Here is a 15,513-nt window from a genome sequence, read left to right on the forward strand (position 1 = left end):
GTCGATTGCCCACTGCCGGGGAACCGCCATGTCGATAGCGACACTCGAAACGCCCAACACAAACGCCGCCACCGACAACATCCTGTCGCTGAACAATATCGAGGTGATCTACGATCACGTCATCCTCGTGCTGAAGGGCGTCTCCCTGCATGTCCCGCGCAAGGGCATCGTCGCGATCCTCGGCGCCAACGGGGCCGGCAAGACCACGACGCTGAAGGCGATCTCCAACCTGCTCAAGGCCGAGCGCGGCGAGGTCACCAAGGGCTCGATCGTGTTCGAGGGCGAGCGCGTCGACAAGATGTCGCCCAACGAGCTGGTCCGGCGCGGCTGCATCCAGGTGATGGAGGGGCGGCACTGCTTCGGCCATCTCTCGATCGAGGAGAACCTGCTGACCGGCGCATTCACCCGCCGCGACGGCAACGCCGCGATCAAGCGCGACCTGGAGAAGATCTACGAGCTCTTCCCCCGCCTGAAGCAGCGCCGGACCTCGCAGGCCGGCTACACCTCGGGTGGCGAGCAGCAGATGTGCGCGGTTGGTCGCGCCATGATGTCGAAGCCCAAGATGATCCTGCTCGACGAACCATCGATGGGGCTCGCCCCCCAGATCGTCGAGGAGATCTTCGAGATCGTGCGCCGGCTCAATGCCGAGGACGGCGTCTCCTTCCTCGTCGCCGAGCAGAACACCAACATGGCCCTGCGCTACGCGACCTATGGCTACATCATGGAGACCGGCCGCGTCGTGATGGATGGCGAAGCTGCGATGCTGCGCGAGAACGAGGACGTGAAGGAGTTCTATCTCGGCGTCGCCGAAGGCAACAAAAAGTCGTTCCGCGAGGTCAAAAGTTATAAACGCCGCAAGCGCTGGCTCTCCTGAGCCGATGGAACGCAAGGCGGCATCCCATGCTCTATCTCGTCCTCGCCCTGTTGGTGATCCTGCTGGTCTTCGGGCCGCAAGCCTGGGTCCGTCACGAGATGAGCCGGCACGCCTCGGACCGGCCCGACCTGCCCGGCACCGGCGGGGAGCTCGCGCGCCATCTCCTCGACCGCTTCCAGCTCGGTTCGGTCACCGTCGAGTCGACGCCCGGCGGCGACCACTACGATCCGGGCGCCCGCGCTGTGCGGCTCTCCCCCGACAATCATGACGGGCGCTCGATCACTGCCGTCGCGGTCGCGGCCCATGAGGTCGCCCATGCGATCCAGCATCATCAAGGCAGCGTGCTCTTTGCCTGGCGGACCGCGCTCGCCCGCTTCCTCGGCATCTTCGACAAGGTCGCGATGGGGATCATGATCACGGCCCCGCTCGTCGCCATCCTCACCCGCGTGCCCTCGATCGGATTGATGCAGTTCGGCCTCGCCATTGCGCTGCTCGGCGTCGGGCTCGTCGTGCATCTGGTGACGTTGCCGCTGGAGCTCGACGCCAGTTTCGGCAAGGCGCTGCCGATCCTGACCGCCGACGGCTATCTCGACTCGCGCGACCTGCCCGCCGCACGCGGCGTGCTGCGCGCCGCCGCCTTCACCTATGTCGCCGGGGCCCTGATCGGCCTTCTGAATTTTCTCCGCCTGCTGCGGATCATCCGCTGAGACGAGGCGGCCCGTTTTCGTGAGGATTTGACCGATGAGCGAGCATCACGACGCCCTCGAAACCCGCTCGCCCGACGCCCGCGAGGCCGATCTCTTCGCGCGCCTGCCGGCTGTGCTCGCGGCCGCCCTGGAGACCCCGGCCTATGCCGAGCGGCTCGCCGGCGTCGACCCGGCCGCGATCACCGATCGCAATGCACTCTCCACCCTGCCGATCCTGCGCAAGGCCGATCTGCCCGCGCTCCAGAAGACCGCCCTGCCCTTCGGCGGCTTCGTCTCGGCGCCGCTCGGCTCCTTTGGCCGGCTCTTCACCTCGCCCGGCCCGATCTTCGAGCCGGAAGGCACCGGCAGCGATCCCTGGGGCGCGGCCCGCGGGCTCTACGCTGCAGGCTTCCGGGCCGGCGACGTCGTGCACAACACCTTCGGCTACCATCTGACGCCGGGCGGCTTCATCATGGATTCGGCCGCGCGCGCGCTCGGCTGCGCCGTGATCCCCGCCGGCCCCGGCAACACCGAGCAGCAGATGGAGGTGATCTCGGCCTACCGCCCGGCCTGCTATGCCGGCACGCCCGATTTCCTCAAGATCCTGATCGAGGCGGCAGAGGCACGCGACGTCGACATCACCTGCCTGAAACGCGCCGTGGTCTCGGGTGCGGCCTTCCCGCCCTCGCTCCAGGCCTGGGTCAAGGAGCACGGCATCGACGCCTACCAGCTCTACGCCACCGCCGATGTCGGCGTGATCGCTTATGAGACGAGCGCACGCGCGGGAATGGTGCTGAACGAGAACCTGATCGTCGAGATCGTGCGGCCGGGCACCGGCGATCCCCTGGCGGAGGGCGAAGTCGGCGAGATCGTCATCACCAATCTCGACCCGCACCACCCGCAGATCAGGCTCGCGGTCGGCGATCTCACCGCCGTCATGCCGGGGGCGAGCCCGTGCGGGCGCAGCAATACCCGCATCAAGGGTTGGATGGGCCGCGCCGACCAGACGGCCAAGATCAAGGGCATGTTCGTGCGGCCCGAGCAGGTTGCCGAGATCGCCAGGCGCCATGCCGAGATCGCCAAGCTGCGCCTCGTCGTCGGCCGCGCCAATGAGGTCGACACGATGACGCTGAAGGCCGAAATCTATGCCGAGCCCGCAGGGTTTATCGACGCGGTCTCCTCGACCCTGCAGCAGGTCACCAAGCTGAAAGGCGCGGTCGAAATCCTGCCGCTCGGAGCTTTGCCGAATGACGGCAAGGTGATCGCGGACGAGCGGCCGGTGGGGTAGCGCGCTGCATTGCTGAAAGGGCGCGGGGAACCCTCTCCTGTAAGGAGAGGGCAGGGTGAGGTGTAGGCCCTTGGACCAGTTGCGTAACGACCTTGCCGTCATTGCGAACGCAGCGAAGCAATCCAGAGGACGTAGAGCGAGCCTTCCTGGATTGCTTCGCTGCGCTCGCAATGACGATGGAGCGACGGTGAGGTCATGGCGAAAGCGTCAAACGGCCTACACCTCGCCCCTGCCCCTCTCCTTACAGGAGAAGGGTTCCCCGCGCGTCTTCACCAGGCGATCGCTTTCTCCCCCCGCTCTTCCAGCCAGGCATTCGCGCGTGAAAACGGCTTCGACCCGAAAAACCCGCGCCGCGCCGAGAGCGGCGAGGGATGCGGACTCGTCAGCACCAGATGGCGCGTCTCATCGATCAATCCGCGCTTGGCCTGAGCCGGATTGCCCCAAAGCAGGAAGACGACATGGGGCCGGCGCTCGGAAACGCCGGCGATGACCGCATCGGTGACGGCGCCCCAGCCGAGCGCCAGATGCGAGCCCGCCTTGCTTGCCCCCTCGCGCACGGTGAGCGCGGTGTTGAGCAAGAGCACGCCTTGCCCCGCCCACGCCGTCAGATCGCCGCTCACAGGCCCCGCCGCGCCGAGATCGTCCTGCAATTCGCGGTAGATATTGACGAGCGAGCGCGGCAAGGGCGGCGAGCCGACATAGGAGAAGGCGAGACCATTGGCATCGCCCGGCGTCGGATAGGGATCCTGGCCCAGGATGACAACACGAACGCCGGTGAAAGGCGTCGCCGCCAGCGCCGCGAAGATCCGCCCCGGCGTCGGGGCCACGACATGGCCGGCGGCGACCTCCGCATCCGCCCGAATGCAGGCCCGTGCCGCCGCCCCGTCGCGGAACACGGCGAGATCGCGCCACCCTTCCGAGACCGGCGCCGCCAGGAACGCGGCGAGCGCCGCCTCATAGCCGCTCACTTCAGGGTCGCCCTGCCCTCGACCTTGGCGTCGATCGTGCCGAGCCGACGCAGATAGACCATCACCTCATTGGCCATCAGCTTGCCGTCGGTCAGGCCGATCAGCGTCCTGCCGCGCGCCAGCGAGCTGTAGCCGTCGCCGCCGGCGAGCATGAAGTTGTTGGAGGCGACGGTGTAGTTCGCCGCCTCGTCGATCGGCTTGCCCTCGACGCTGATCGAGACGACACGCTGGCCGACGGGGCGCTTGATGTCGGCCTCGAAGCTGAGCCCGGAGACCTGCGGGAAGCGGCCCGAGCCCTGCGGGGCGGGGGCAAGCCCGTTCTCGATCGCGTCCTTCACATCCTTGCCGGTGATCTGGACCATGATCGTGGCGTTGCCGAAGGGCAGTTCGCTCAGCACATCGCGCCGCGTCAGCTTGTAGCCGGCGGCATATTGCTTGTTGGCGCGGATGCCGCCGGCATTGGTGATGGCGAGCTGCGCGCCGGTCGAGGCGCGGATGGCGTCGGCGATCAGATTGCCGATCGCCGTCTCCTGCGTGCGGATGACGCCGGTGCGGGAATCGAGCGGGGCGGCGAGCGTCGCGATCTCGACGTCGAGCTCCTTCGAGAGCTCGGTCTCGTAACCTTTCACGATCGCGGCGACCTCGGGGTCGGGCGTGGCCGCGCGGCTGTCATTGACCCGGAAGGTCGGCGACCAGGAGACCTGGCGGGCCGCGCCCTCGCCCGTGATGCTCACCGCGATGTCGATCGCGGTGACGTAATTGCCCTCTTCATTCGACTCCACCATCACCACCTTGCCGTCATAGGCGATGGCAAGGTCGTGGTCGTGGCCGGTCAGCACGATGTCGACGACGCGCGAGCGCACGATTTCGAGATCGGTGCGGCGTTCGGCATGAACCACGGCGACGAGGATGTCGGCGCCCTGCGCCTTCAAGACCCGCGCCTCGCGCCGGAGCGCCTCCATGGTCGAGGAGAATTTCAGATCGCCGGGGTTGGAGAGCTGCGGCGTCGGATCATAGGTCGTGCCGATGACGCCGACCTTGACGCCGCCGAGTTCGAATATCTGCGAATCCTTGTGACCGGGCAAGACATTGCCGGCCGCATCACGCAGATTGGCGGCGAAAGTCGGATAAGTCTGGGCGGCGACGAGCTTGAGGTAGTTCTCTTTGCCGAAATCGAACTCGTGATTGCCCGGCACGAAGACATCGAGCCCCATCTTGTTCTGCATCGCGACGATATGGGCACCCTGGTCGAAGCCCGACATCAGCGAGGGCGAGTAGCAATCGCCGGCATGGCAGAACAGGACCGGCACGCCCTTGGCCCGCTCGGCCCGGGCGATGCCGGCAGCCCGCGCGAAACCGCCTTTGCCCTTGTCGTCGCTCATCTTGTAGATGTCGTTGACCAGAAGCAGCGTGAAGGCGGGAGCCGGCACCTGCGCCATGGTTCCGGTCGCGGCGAGCGCTGCCGGGGCGGCGATGACGCCGAGCGCCTTGCGGCGTGTCAGTGTGGACATGGCGGAAGCCTCTGCTTGAGAACCGCTGCAAACTAGCAAAGCCCGGGCCGCATTGACCAGTGCGGGCTCAGCCTTGTTCGCCAGTGTCGCACCCCCCTGCCTGGCGCGCTTCGCGACTGGACGAAAACCGGAACTCGTCTAAATCACGGGCAAAGGAAAGTCCGCGCCATGACAGTCGAGACCAGTCCAGCCGCCGAGATGCCGGCCATGCCCCCCGACCACCCCAAGGTCGCGGCCGGGCGCATCGGCGTCCTGCTGATGAATCTCGGCACGCCGGAGGGCACGAGCTACAAGCCGATGCGGGCCTATCTCAAGGAGTTCCTCTCCGACCGGCGGGTGATCGAGGAACCGCGCTGGAAATGGTGGCCGATCCTCAATCTGATCATCCTGACCACGCGGCCGGGCCGCAAGGGCAAGGACTACGCCTCGATCTGGAACAATGAGCGCAATGAGGGGCCGCTCAAGACGATCACGCGCTCGCAGACTGAACAGCTCGTCCAACGCCTGAAATCCGTGACCGGCGAGCGCGTCATCTTCGATTGGGCGATGCGCTACGGCTTCCCCGATACCAAAAGCAGGATCAAGGCGCTGCAGGACCAGGGCTGCGACCGCATCCTGCTGGTGCCGCTCTACCCGCAATATGCCGCGCCGACCACGGCCACGGCCTGCGACCAGGCCTTTCGTGCCCTGATGGAGATGCGCTGGCAGCCGGCGGTGCGTGTCGCCCCGCCCTATCATGACGATCCGACCTATATCAAAGCGCTGGCCGCCTCGATGCGCAGCTCGCTGACGAAGCTCGATTTCGATCCCGAGATCATCCTCTGCTCCTTCCATGGCATGCCCAAGGAGTATCTGCTCAAGGGCGACCCCTATTACTGCCAATGCGTCAAGACCTGGCGCTTGCTGCGCGAGGAACTCGGGCTGGCGGCCGAGCGCTTCAGGCTGACCTTCCAGTCACGCTTCGGACCCGATGAATGGCTGCAGCCCTATACCGACGAGACCGTCAAGGCGCTGGCGCAGGCGGGCACCAAATCACTTGCCATCGTTGCACCGGGCTTCTCGGCCGATTGCCTGGAGACGCTCGAGGAACTCGATGTCGAGAACCGCGAGATCTTCATGCATAATGGCGGCAAGCGCTTCGCCTACCTGCCTTGCCTGAATGATTCCGCTGAAAGCATCGACGTGCTCGAAGCCCTGGTCCGGCGCGAATTGATGGGCTGGGTCTGAGGCAGCCCCAGGGTCAGGCCGTCACGAAGCTCGTCACCGCCTCCACCACCGGCTTCGCCTGCAGGATGCGGCGATGCCCGAGCCCGCTCATCGGCACGAGCCTGGCGAAGGGCCCTGCCGTCGCCAGGGCCTCGGCATGATGGAAGCCGAGTTCCTTGTCGTCGCGGCAATGGACGATCAGCGCCGGCAAGCCGAGCGAGGCCAATTGGCCCGCCCCTTCGAAAGCGGTGACCGGCGCGCCTGCGACGACATGAATACGCCGCTCCAGCGCCGCCTGCCCGCGCGCGCCAAGGCCGATCGTGGCGCCGAAGCGACGCGTCACCAGCGTCATCGATGAGGGCGCGGCGATCATCGCCAGGCGCTTCGCCTCGACGACCGGCTGGCCGGGAACAGTGCCGGCGAGCGCCGCCAGCGCGATCGCGCCGCCGAAGGAATGCGTGACGATGGCATGCACCGGGGCGAAGGCGCGCGCGACGGCCGCCAGGCTCGCAACCCCGATCGGAATGTTGAGCTCGCTGCCGGTCGAGGCGCCATGGGCCGGCAGATCATAGGCCACGACGCGGAAGCCCGCTGCCAGCAGAGGCGCGACGAAAGCGGTCATGAAGACGGCGGCACCCGTCCAGCCATGAACCAGGATCACGGTCGGGCGTTGCTCCACCGGATCGGCGCCGGGCGGATCGAAGACATAAGCCGCCACCGAGCCACAAGGGAACGGTATCGAGACCGCCTCACCCGCCTGCAGCCGCGTGCTCGCGGGCTTGACCGCCCCCTTGCGATTGGCGTTTCCCTGTGGGCGTCGCGGCGGCGTACAAAAGGCCTTGAAGGCGAGGCGGCCACTGGTCTTGGGAGCAAGGAAGCTCGAGGCCCGGATCAACGGCCGCAACAGACGGAGTGCAATGTCAGCCATGGCTCATACTCGCGTTAGTTCAGCGCTGAACTATTATGTTCATCCATGAACAAAAAGCAAGAGGTTGACGAGACGGGCCTCGTCGCGACCCAGACCCTGCCCTGGGACCTGCCGCGCTTCCGAAACTGGATCGCGGTGGCGCGCGTCCACCAGCTCTGGAAGAAGGTCTTCGGCGAGGCCCTCGCCCCGCTCGGCATTCAGGTCGCGCATTACGACGTGCTTGCGAACATCTTCCACACGCCGGGCCTGACACAGCAGGCGCTTGCCGGAAAGCTCCTCGTCGGCCGCAGCGCCATGAGCATGCTGCTGCCGGAGCTGGAGCGGCGCGAACTGGTCGAGCGGCGCGGCGACGACACCGACCGCCGCGTCCGCAGGCTCTGGCTGACGCCGACGGGCGAGGCGATGACGCGCAAGGCCATGGCGATCCATGTCGCGCGTATCGAGGCGATGATGACGGTGCTCAGCGATGCCGAATGCGATGCGGTCGGCGAGATGATGCGCCGCGTCGCCAAGGCGCTCGAGGGGTGAAGGCCAACGCCGAGCGCTAGCGAAGCTCGCACGAGAAAGGCCGCCCTTCCGGGCGGCCTGTTGTCATCAGATCGTGCCGCTTGAGATCGTAGTGCTTGCGCTCACTTCGGCGCGAAGACGCCGAGGCTGCTTGCCGTGATGTCGAAGGAGAGCGAGCCGACCACGGTCGGGTTGCACCACTTCGAGGAGTAGGCCCCGCCGGCATTGCCGCGCGTGATGCCGCTCGGATCGGAGGTCAGCGTGAAGCACTTGCTCTTCGACAGGTTGGTGTCGTGATAGCGGATATCCGCCGTCAGGTTCTTCCAGGTGTAGGACAGACCGACATTCCAGTAATTGTAGTCGGGCAGGCGGATCGCGACGGGGAAGGCGATGTTGGTGTTGGTCGTGCCGAGCCAGTAGCGGCCGAACTCACCCGAGACCGAGAGACCTTCGAGGAAGGGCAGGTTGTACTTGGCGGTGCCGGAGGCATAGGTGCCGCTCGCGCCGGTACCCAGCCAGTTCCAGGAATAGAAGACGTTGGCGCCGATCGTGACCTTGTCTTCCCAATTATAGGAGACCTTGCCGGCGACTTCCATGAAATCGGTGTTCTTCGGTGTCCAGATCGTGCCGAGATTGTCGATATAGCGGCTCTCATCCGGGTAGTAATACTGGATCACGCCGATATCGAAGGAGACCGGGCCGAATTTCGGGCGGATACCAGCGGTGAAATCGATTTCTGCCGGCGGGTTGGTGACGAGGTCGACGCTCGAGGCCCAGACGCCAGCATAGAACAGATTGTCGTAGATCTGCAGTTCCGCGCCGCCCTGGATGGCAGGCTTGCGATCCGACTGAGAGATGCCGCGGAAATTATAGTCGGTCGTCGCCTTGATGGTAACGGCGATATCGAACCAGGTGATCGCCGGAGGCACCGGTGCAGCCGGAGCACCCTTCTTGCTCGGAAGATCCGATGCATGCGCGGCACCCGACAGCATTGCCAGAGAGAACGCTGCACCCGCCACAGAAGACCGGAAGAAATCGAAAGCCATCATCAGCTCCGTCAAATGTCGAAATGCCAGCGCAACGTGCCGCGCTTTCGCCATTATGAAGCCAATGGAACGCCTGATTCAGCAAGCCGAGCTTTTCGGCAGCTTGCTCATGAAGCGGGCAATATCCCGGTCAGAGTCACGTTTCGATGCATTCAAAACGGGCTTCGCCGACAAAGCAGAATGCTGTGATATTTCCGTCACGCATACCGGGCGCGAGCGCCCGGATGCAACCCATCAGCGTGTCATGGGCTGACTGGAATAGGCCGCGTCCGGCTGATCCAGCCGCGAGGTGCGCAGGCCTGTGGCGCGCCGGGGTGGCAGCGGAGCCCGGATATTGGTCGGCGAATCCGGCACGACCGAAGCCACCGGCGTGGTTTGCTGCGCCTGCTCCGGCTGCTGCGAGCCCCCGATCAGCGGAACGAAGCTGAGCGCTCGCTGATAGAAGGGCACGGCGGCCGGCGCGGCAGGGGCAGGCTGTGCATCGATCGCCACAGGCGCGGCAGCGCTGCCTGCAGTGGCCTTGGCGACCTGCGTTGCGGCAGCCGATGCCGGCTTGCCAGTCACGGCCCTTGGCTGCGCCTCGACCTTGGCCGGGCTCGGCTTGGCGATGCTGGCGGTCTCAACCTGATTCAGGTCGGGCGCGGCAGCGACCGCAGCGAGCACGGCGTCGTTGTCGGCCGACGCCGCCCGAAACTCGGCTTTCGGCTTGCCCAGATTGTCGAGCACCACCACGCGCGGACCGCTGGTGATGGCGTCGGGCCGGCTGACCCCGACATCGCGCGAAGCCCAGGTCGCCGTGCGGTTCAGCGAATCGGAACCGCCGGCGACGAGGGTGCGCTTGAACGACGCATGCGAGTCGCCATCGTCATAGATCAGCTTGATCGCAGGCGTACCCTTGGCGACGAGCGCAGCGACTTGAACCTCGTCCTGCTGGCGCTTCTGCTGCACGGCCTGGGCGACGGAAGGATCGGCGCCGTTGCTGAAGACATAACGGCCGCCCGCCACGGAGACCGGCGGCTCGCTCTTCGTGACCTCGAAATAGTCGGTGCCTTCCTTCAGGTTCTTCCAGAAGGCGATGTTGGAATCGAGCCTATGCTTGGCCAGATTCTCCGGCGTCATGCGGAAGGGCAGCGCCTGCATCTGCACCGCCTTCTGGCCGGCATTCTGCGCCTCGCGGACAAGCGCGTAGATCTCGCCGATCTGATCGTCGGTCATCGAATAGCAGCCGGCCGAGGAGCAGGCGCCATGCACCATCAGATGTGCGCCGGTGCGCCCATAGGAGCGATCATAGGCGTTGGGGTAGCCCATGTTGAAGGAGACGTAATAAGCCGAGTTCGGGTTCATCTGCGCCGGCGTGATGGCGTAGAAGCCCTCTGGCGCCATGCGGTCGCCTTCGCGCACCTTCGGGCCGAGTTGGCCGGACCAGCGGCACATCGGGAAGGTCTTGAGCAGCGCATATTGCCCGTCGGCCTTGCGCTTCCAGATCTCGAGCTCCGACTCCTTCTTGTAGGAGCGGATCAGGATCGGCTGATCCTTGCTCATGCCCTTCTCGGACATGAGCGCATAGGTCGCCGACGGAATCGGGATATTATGCCTGGCGGAGCCGCGATAGCGGTCCTCCTCGCAGGCGCCCAGCGACAATGCAACGAAAGCCACGAGCGCGAAGTGCTTGAATGCCACGTCGTCAATCCCATCGAACGGCCGGCGGAAGCACGACCACTGACTATGCAACACGGCCAAATTGTGCCGGCGGCTCAGTTGTAGAAGCGTTAGCCTTGAGGGTTCCTTACCACAGGCTGCTCCGTCATAGCCATATGGTCAACGCCTTCCTAACGGCGGTGGCCGTCGACACACCGCAGAAAGGCTTCGCCCAAGGTCAGATCGCCCGCCCGATGGCGAGGAATTTCTCCGCCCTGCGGCTGACGATATCCTCGGCGCCGACGCCTGTGAAATCCGACAGCGCCGAGGCGATGGCATCGCCCGCCCGCACCATAGCCATCTGAGGATCGCGATGCGCGCCGCCCGCCGGCTCGCTGATGATGCGATCGATGACGCCGAATTTCAGCAGGTCCTGCGCGGTGATCTTCATGCCGGTCGCAGCGTCCTGGGCACGCTTCGTATCGCGCCAGAGGATCGAGGCTGCGCCCTCCGGCGAGATCACCGAATAGATCGCATGCTCCAGCATCAGCACGCGGCTGGCCGCGGCGATCGCGATCGCGCCGCCCGAACCGCCCTCGCCGATCACCAGCGCCACGCTCGGCGTGCGCAATCCCAGGCAAGCTTCGGTCGAGCGCGCGATCGCCTCGGCCTGGCCGCGCTCCTCCGCCTCGATGCCGGGATAGGCGCCGGCCGTGTCGATGAAGCTCAGGACCGGCAGTCCGAAACGACCGGCCATCTCCATCAGGCGCACCGCCTTGCGATAGCCCTCGGGCTTGGGCATGCCGAAATTGTGCCGGATGCGGGTCTCGGTCGAGTCGCCCTTCTCCTGCCCGACAATGCAGACGGCTTCGCCGCGAAAGCGGCCGAAACCGCCCACGATCGCCTCATCCTCGCCGAAAGCCCGGTCGCCCGCGAGCGGCGTGAACTCGGTGAACAACGCCGCGCAGTAATCCTTGAAGTGCGGGCGCTGCGGATGGCGCGCGACCAGCGTCTTCTGCCAAGGCGTCAGCGCGGCATAGATTTCCTTCAACGCCTGGCTCGCCTTGGCGTCGAGCTTGCCGATCTCCTCGGAGAGCGCATAGCCTTCACCCTTCGCCTCGAGGGCGCGCAATTCATCCGCCTTCGCCTCAAGTTCGGCGACCGGTTTCTCGAAATCCAAATAGCTTCGCATCGTGATCCAGTTCAGGTTCCGCGCCGGCAGGTCCGCGCGTGGCGCAGGGGCGGAACCGGGTTCGCGAAAAGCGGCGGACCTTGGCCGCGCGTCGCGGCCGTTGTCAACCCGCCGTACCGTCTCCCGGCGGGTTTGCCACGCGCTGCGTCGGGGTCGGTCGCGGCAGCAGAATCGGCCGGAAGGCAAAGCTGCGCCGCGTCGCGCGCAAGGGCGCGCGGCGATAGAACTGCTTGGTCGCATCGATGACGTGGACGCCGGCGAAAGGCAGGGACAACCCTGCGCCGACCCGTTCCCAGGCGGGCGCCGAACGCATCAGCAGATGCCGTTTCAGCGGTGGAACGTAGAGCGCCTCGGCCCAGTTCTCGGGCGAGAATTCGGCGGCACGCATCAGCGCCTGGAGCTGCGAGCGGCTGAACGGGCGGCCATGGCCGAAGGGCGTGCCGTCCATCCGCGCCCAGAGTCCGCGGCGATTAGGCGCGACGACGATCATCCGTCCCCCCGGCGAGAGCACGCGTCCAACCTCTTCCAGCAGATCGTCGGGGCTCTCGGTCTCCTCCAGCGCATGCACCAGCACCACCCTGTCGATCGAGGCCGTGGGCAAGGGCAGCAAGGTCGGCTCGACCAGCGCGGAGGCCGACAAGCCCTCGGAGGGCCAGTTCACCACGCCTTGCGCCGCCGGCATGAAGGCAAGCACCCGTTCCGCGCCAAGGCCGAGCACAGACAGGTAAGGCGTGGAGAAACCAAGCCCGAGCACGCGCTGGCGCGAACAGTCGGGCCAGAAGCGCAGCATCGCCCTGCCGATGAACCGCCGCGCGACATGGCCGAGCGGGCTGGCATAGAAGGCGCGAAGATCGACGACGTCGAGTGGCATGAGCCTGAGATGGAACGGCAGCGCAGCCAAAGCAAGGGCTGCAGGCGAAGGCTGCCAAGCGAAGGCTCGGCTGAACGCCCCTTCCCTCGCATGCTGTGGGGAGGCCTGAATCTGGCGCCTCGAGTCGAAAGGCTTGTCAGCACCTGCGGCTTGCAAGCCACTCGACTTGATAGAAGCCGGGCCATGGCGCATTCAGGGCGGCACCCTGTCCTGCCCGCCTGTGCCGGAGCTTCGCATGCCCCTCGATCTCCATGTCTTCCGCACCCTCAGCGACAATGCCGGCGCCTTGATCTTCGACCCGGCGTCGAAAGCCTGCGCGGCTGTCGATGTGCCCGATGCCGCTCCCATCCTCGCCGCCGCCAAGGCCAAGGGCTGGACGATCAGCGACATCTTCGTCACCCACGCCCATCACGACCACACGCAAGGCGTGGCCGAATTGAAGGATGCGACCGGAGCTTTCGTCTGCGGTCCGGCCGACGCCGCCGATTCCGCTCCGCTCGACCGCGTCCTCGGCGAGGGCGACCGCGTCGAGCTCGGCAATGCCGTCTTCGAGATCTGGCACACGCCGGGCCATTCCGGCGGCCACCTGACCTTCGCCAGCGCCGGCGCCAAGCTGGCGCTCGTCGGCGATGTCGTCTTCGTCATGGGCTGCGGGCGAGTCCAGCCCGGCCAGATGGCGGCGATGTGGACCTCGCTCTGCCGCATCATGACGCTGCCCGACGATGTCCGCCTGATCACCGGCCATGACTACACCTTGTCCAATGCCCGTTTCGCCGTCGCGATGGACCCCGACAATGCCGCGCTCAAGGCCCGCTATGCCCAGGCCGAAGCCGCCAAGGCGGAAGGCCGTTTCTGGGCGGTGACCACGATCGGCGAGGAGAAGGCGACCAACCCCTTCTTCCGCGCAGGAGAAGCTGCGCTTGCAGCGGCAGTCGGCAAGGCCGGCGCCGCTCCCGGCGAGGTTTTCGCAGCGTTGCGCGAAGCCAAGAACGCATTCTGAGGACAGCCGGCATGAATTCTTCGCCCGACTATTCCTCGCTCGAAGGCAGTTCCTCACTCGACGGCCTGAGCGCGGCCGAGGTCATCCGCCTGCTCGAGCTCAAGCCCCATCCGGAAGGCGGCCATTACCGAGAAACCTTCCGCGACGAGGCCGGCCCCGACGGGCGCGGCTTCTCCACCGCGATCTACTACCTGCTCGACACCGGCGAGACCTCGGAATGGCACCGGGTCGATGCCGCCGAGATCTGGCATCATTATGCCGGCGCGCCGCTGGTGATCAGCATCTCGCCCAATGGCCATGACGCCTCGGCGCATCATCTCGGCCCCGATCTGAGAGCCGGGCAGCGACCGCAATTCGTGGTCCCGGCGGGCAGCTGGCAGAGCGCCACCTCGCTGGGCGCCTGGACGCTGGTCGGCTGCACGGTCGCGCCCGGCTTCGCCTTTTCCGGATTCGAGATGGCGCCGCCGGGCTGGCGCCCGACGCCGCGCAAGCCCTGGGGAGCCTGATGATATCCGACACTGCCGACGACCTCGCGCTGGCGCTCGAATGCGAGCGGCGCATCGTCAATGCCTGGCCCGCGCCCGCGACCCTGCTGATCGACGACTGGGTGGTGCGCTTCGCCAATGGCTATTCCGGCCGAGCCAACGCCGCCACGCCGCTGAAGCCCGGCGCCGAGCTTGACGAGGCGACGCTGGCGATGATCGAGGAGCTCTATCGGGCCGACGGATTGCCGCCTTCGGTGCGCCTGACGCCCTTGACCGGCGAGGCGACGCGCGCCGAGGTGATCGCGCGCGGCTATCGCCTCAAGGATGCGTCCTTCGGCATGATCGCGGCCCTCGACGGCGTCGCGCCCGAGATCGACCCCGAGCTCCAGATCGAGGCGCGCCCGGGCGCGGACTGGATCGCCGGCGTCGCCGCGCGCCAGAGTGGCGTGAAGACCCATGCCGGGAATCTCGCCGCCATCGTCGAGAAGATCAGGATGCCGGCCGCCTTCGCCACCCTGCTGATCGCCGGCGAGCCCGTCGCCTACGGCATGAGCGTCGCCGAGCGCGGCATGGCCGAGATCGGCACGATCGTGGTCGACGCCAACCATCGCGGCCACGGGCTGGGCCGGCGCATCGTCTCCGGGCTGATGTCCTGGGCTCGCCTCATGGACTGCAGCAGCGCCTATCTCCAGGTGGACCAGACCAACGAGATCGCGATCGGCCTCTACGACCGCCTCGGCTTCCGCCGGCTCTACAGCTACGAAACGCGCATCCTGGATTGACCTGCCCGTTGAATTGACCTGCCAGGAGGCCGTCGCTCAGCGGGTCAGCAGCGCCGTGCCGTAAAGCCCGATCGCGAAGACGATGTGACCGACGATATTCAGCGCCCGGATCGTCCAGGCATTGGGCTTCTTCGAGGCGGCAATGCCCGCCCCCATGCCCGGCTGCAGGATGAACCAGCCGCAGCCGACCGTGACGAGGCCAACGATCAGCGCGGGACCGAAAGTCGGGCTGCGCGACCAGCCGAGCCCCCAAAGCGCCAGGAGAACGGCGGCGAAGAGGATGCCGACGGCGTAATGGAACGCCCAGCCGATCGCGAGTTCGTTTGCGACAGGCTGCGCCCGCCCGATGTCCTCATGCGCGAATTGTCCCCGCAGCAGATGCGCGAACCAGCGTCCCGGCATCGCCCAGTTCGGCGCGGGCCAGCCGGCCACGCGTTGCAGCACTTGCGCCCAGATATCGAGCAGCAAGGTGGCGCCAGCGCCGATCACGATCGCGCGGATCAGGAATTCCATCGTCGTCGCCCCCCTGGA

The 15,513-nt window shown here is 66.4% G+C and carries 17 protein-coding genes; 9 read left to right on the top strand and 8 right to left on the bottom strand.

Annotated features, from left to right (window positions below; all coding sequences use genetic code 11):
- Window positions 1–28 precede the first annotated feature (28 nt).
- Genes CYD53_RS25335 through CYD53_RS25345 form a run of 3 tightly spaced genes read left to right on the top strand, consistent with a single transcriptional unit; the run spans window position 29 to window position 2,848 of the window.
- The gene (locus CYD53_RS25335; RefSeq protein ID WP_103720875.1) at window positions 29–874 is read left to right on the top strand and encodes an ABC transporter ATP-binding protein; all 846 of its coding nucleotides are present in this window, start codon (window positions 29–31) and stop codon (window positions 872–874) included.
- A gap of 26 nt (window positions 875–900) precedes the next feature.
- The gene (locus CYD53_RS25340; protein WP_103720876.1) at window positions 901–1,581 is read left to right on the top strand and encodes a zinc metallopeptidase; all 681 of its coding nucleotides are present in this window, start codon (window positions 901–903) and stop codon (window positions 1,579–1,581) included.
- A 34-nt stretch (window positions 1,582–1,615) separates the two neighbouring features.
- Window positions 1,616–2,848 carry a phenylacetate--CoA ligase family protein gene (locus CYD53_RS25345; RefSeq protein ID WP_103720877.1) on the top strand — a complete coding sequence of 411 codons (1,233 nt, stop codon included), beginning with the start codon at window positions 1,616–1,618 and terminating at the stop codon, window positions 2,846–2,848.
- Between the two features lie 269 nt (window positions 2,849–3,117).
- Here the strand turns inward: CYD53_RS25345 and ung are convergent, their stop codons facing one another.
- The gene (gene ung / locus CYD53_RS25350; RefSeq protein WP_103720878.1) at window positions 3,118–3,816 is read right to left on the bottom strand and encodes a uracil-DNA glycosylase; all 699 of its coding nucleotides are present in this window, start codon (window positions 3,814–3,816) and stop codon (window positions 3,118–3,120) included.
- Window positions 3,813–5,327 carry a bifunctional metallophosphatase/5'-nucleotidase gene (locus CYD53_RS25355; RefSeq protein WP_103720879.1) on the bottom strand — a complete coding sequence of 505 codons (1,515 nt, stop codon included), beginning with the start codon at window positions 5,325–5,327 and terminating at the stop codon, window positions 3,813–3,815. The genes ung and CYD53_RS25355 overlap by 4 nt, the downstream gene beginning before the upstream one ends.
- A gap of 168 nt (window positions 5,328–5,495) precedes the next feature.
- Between CYD53_RS25355 and hemH the strand changes: the two genes are divergently transcribed.
- Window positions 5,496–6,554: a ferrochelatase gene (hemH, locus tag CYD53_RS25360; RefSeq protein WP_103720880.1), complete on the top strand. Its 1,059-nt coding sequence runs from the start codon at window positions 5,496–5,498 to the stop codon at window positions 6,552–6,554.
- A gap of 13 nt (window positions 6,555–6,567) precedes the next feature.
- On the opposite strand, the gene CYD53_RS25365 is transcribed toward hemH, so the two are convergent.
- Window positions 6,568–7,461 carry an alpha/beta fold hydrolase gene (locus CYD53_RS25365; RefSeq protein WP_103720881.1) on the bottom strand — a complete coding sequence of 298 codons (894 nt, stop codon included), beginning with the start codon at window positions 7,459–7,461 and terminating at the stop codon, window positions 6,568–6,570.
- A 45-nt stretch (window positions 7,462–7,506) separates the two neighbouring features.
- Between CYD53_RS25365 and CYD53_RS25370 the strand changes: the two genes are divergently transcribed.
- Window positions 7,507–7,989, top strand: coding sequence for a MarR family winged helix-turn-helix transcriptional regulator (locus CYD53_RS25370; protein WP_103720882.1), 483 nt, complete (start codon window positions 7,507–7,509; stop codon window positions 7,987–7,989).
- 101 nt (window positions 7,990–8,090) lie between these two features.
- On the opposite strand, the gene CYD53_RS25375 is transcribed toward CYD53_RS25370, so the two are convergent.
- Window positions 8,091–9,017, bottom strand: a complete 927-nt coding sequence (locus tag CYD53_RS25375) for a TorF family putative porin (RefSeq protein WP_342751740.1) — start codon at window positions 9,015–9,017, stop codon at window positions 8,091–8,093.
- Between CYD53_RS25375 and CYD53_RS30435 the strand changes: the two genes are divergently transcribed.
- Window positions 8,920–9,267 (top strand): hypothetical protein, encoded by a 348-nt coding sequence (locus tag CYD53_RS30435; RefSeq protein ID WP_181012024.1) that lies wholly within the window; start codon window positions 8,920–8,922, stop codon window positions 9,265–9,267. The genes CYD53_RS25375 and CYD53_RS30435 overlap by 98 nt on opposite strands.
- On the opposite strand, the gene CYD53_RS25380 is transcribed toward CYD53_RS30435, so the two are convergent.
- The 3 genes from CYD53_RS25380 to CYD53_RS25390 form a co-directional block, all read right to left on the bottom strand.
- A complete protein-coding gene (locus CYD53_RS25380; RefSeq protein WP_103720884.1) occupies window positions 9,249–10,694 on the bottom strand; it encodes a L,D-transpeptidase family protein in 1,446 nt (481 codons plus the stop codon). The genes CYD53_RS30435 and CYD53_RS25380 overlap by 19 nt on opposite strands.
- Window positions 10,695–10,890: 196 nt before the next feature.
- The gene (locus CYD53_RS25385; RefSeq protein ID WP_103720885.1) at window positions 10,891–11,844 is read right to left on the bottom strand and encodes an acetyl-CoA carboxylase carboxyltransferase subunit alpha; all 954 of its coding nucleotides are present in this window, start codon (window positions 11,842–11,844) and stop codon (window positions 10,891–10,893) included.
- A 103-nt stretch (window positions 11,845–11,947) separates the two neighbouring features.
- Complete coding sequence (locus CYD53_RS25390; RefSeq protein ID WP_103720935.1) at window positions 11,948–12,715, bottom strand: class I SAM-dependent methyltransferase; 768 nt, start codon at window positions 12,713–12,715, stop codon at window positions 11,948–11,950.
- 235 nt (window positions 12,716–12,950) lie between these two features.
- On the opposite strand from CYD53_RS25390, the gene gloB reads away from it, so the two are divergent.
- Genes gloB through CYD53_RS25405 form a run of 3 tightly spaced genes read left to right on the top strand, consistent with a single transcriptional unit; the run spans window position 12,951 to window position 14,982 of the window.
- On the top strand, window positions 12,951–13,715 hold the full coding sequence (gloB, locus tag CYD53_RS25395) for a hydroxyacylglutathione hydrolase (RefSeq protein WP_103720886.1): 765 nt from the start codon (window positions 12,951–12,953) through the stop codon (window positions 13,713–13,715).
- Window positions 13,716–13,726: 11 nt separating this feature from the next.
- Entirely contained in the window at window positions 13,727–14,221 is a 495-nt protein-coding gene (locus tag CYD53_RS25400; RefSeq protein ID WP_103720887.1) for a cupin domain-containing protein, read from the top strand.
- The gene (locus CYD53_RS25405; protein WP_103720888.1) at window positions 14,221–14,982 is read left to right on the top strand and encodes a GNAT family N-acetyltransferase; all 762 of its coding nucleotides are present in this window, start codon (window positions 14,221–14,223) and stop codon (window positions 14,980–14,982) included. The genes CYD53_RS25400 and CYD53_RS25405 overlap by 1 nt, the downstream gene beginning before the upstream one ends.
- A gap of 36 nt (window positions 14,983–15,018) precedes the next feature.
- Here the strand turns inward: CYD53_RS25405 and CYD53_RS25410 are convergent, their stop codons facing one another.
- Window positions 15,019–15,495 carry a DUF2938 domain-containing protein gene (locus CYD53_RS25410; protein WP_103720889.1) on the bottom strand — a complete coding sequence of 159 codons (477 nt, stop codon included), beginning with the start codon at window positions 15,493–15,495 and terminating at the stop codon, window positions 15,019–15,021.
- Window positions 15,496–15,513 lie beyond the last annotated feature (18 nt).

This window comes from Allobosea psychrotolerans, from assembly GCF_002917105.1.
In the GTDB taxonomy this organism is placed as follows: Bacteria; Pseudomonadota; Alphaproteobacteria; order Rhizobiales; family Beijerinckiaceae; genus Allobosea; species Allobosea psychrotolerans.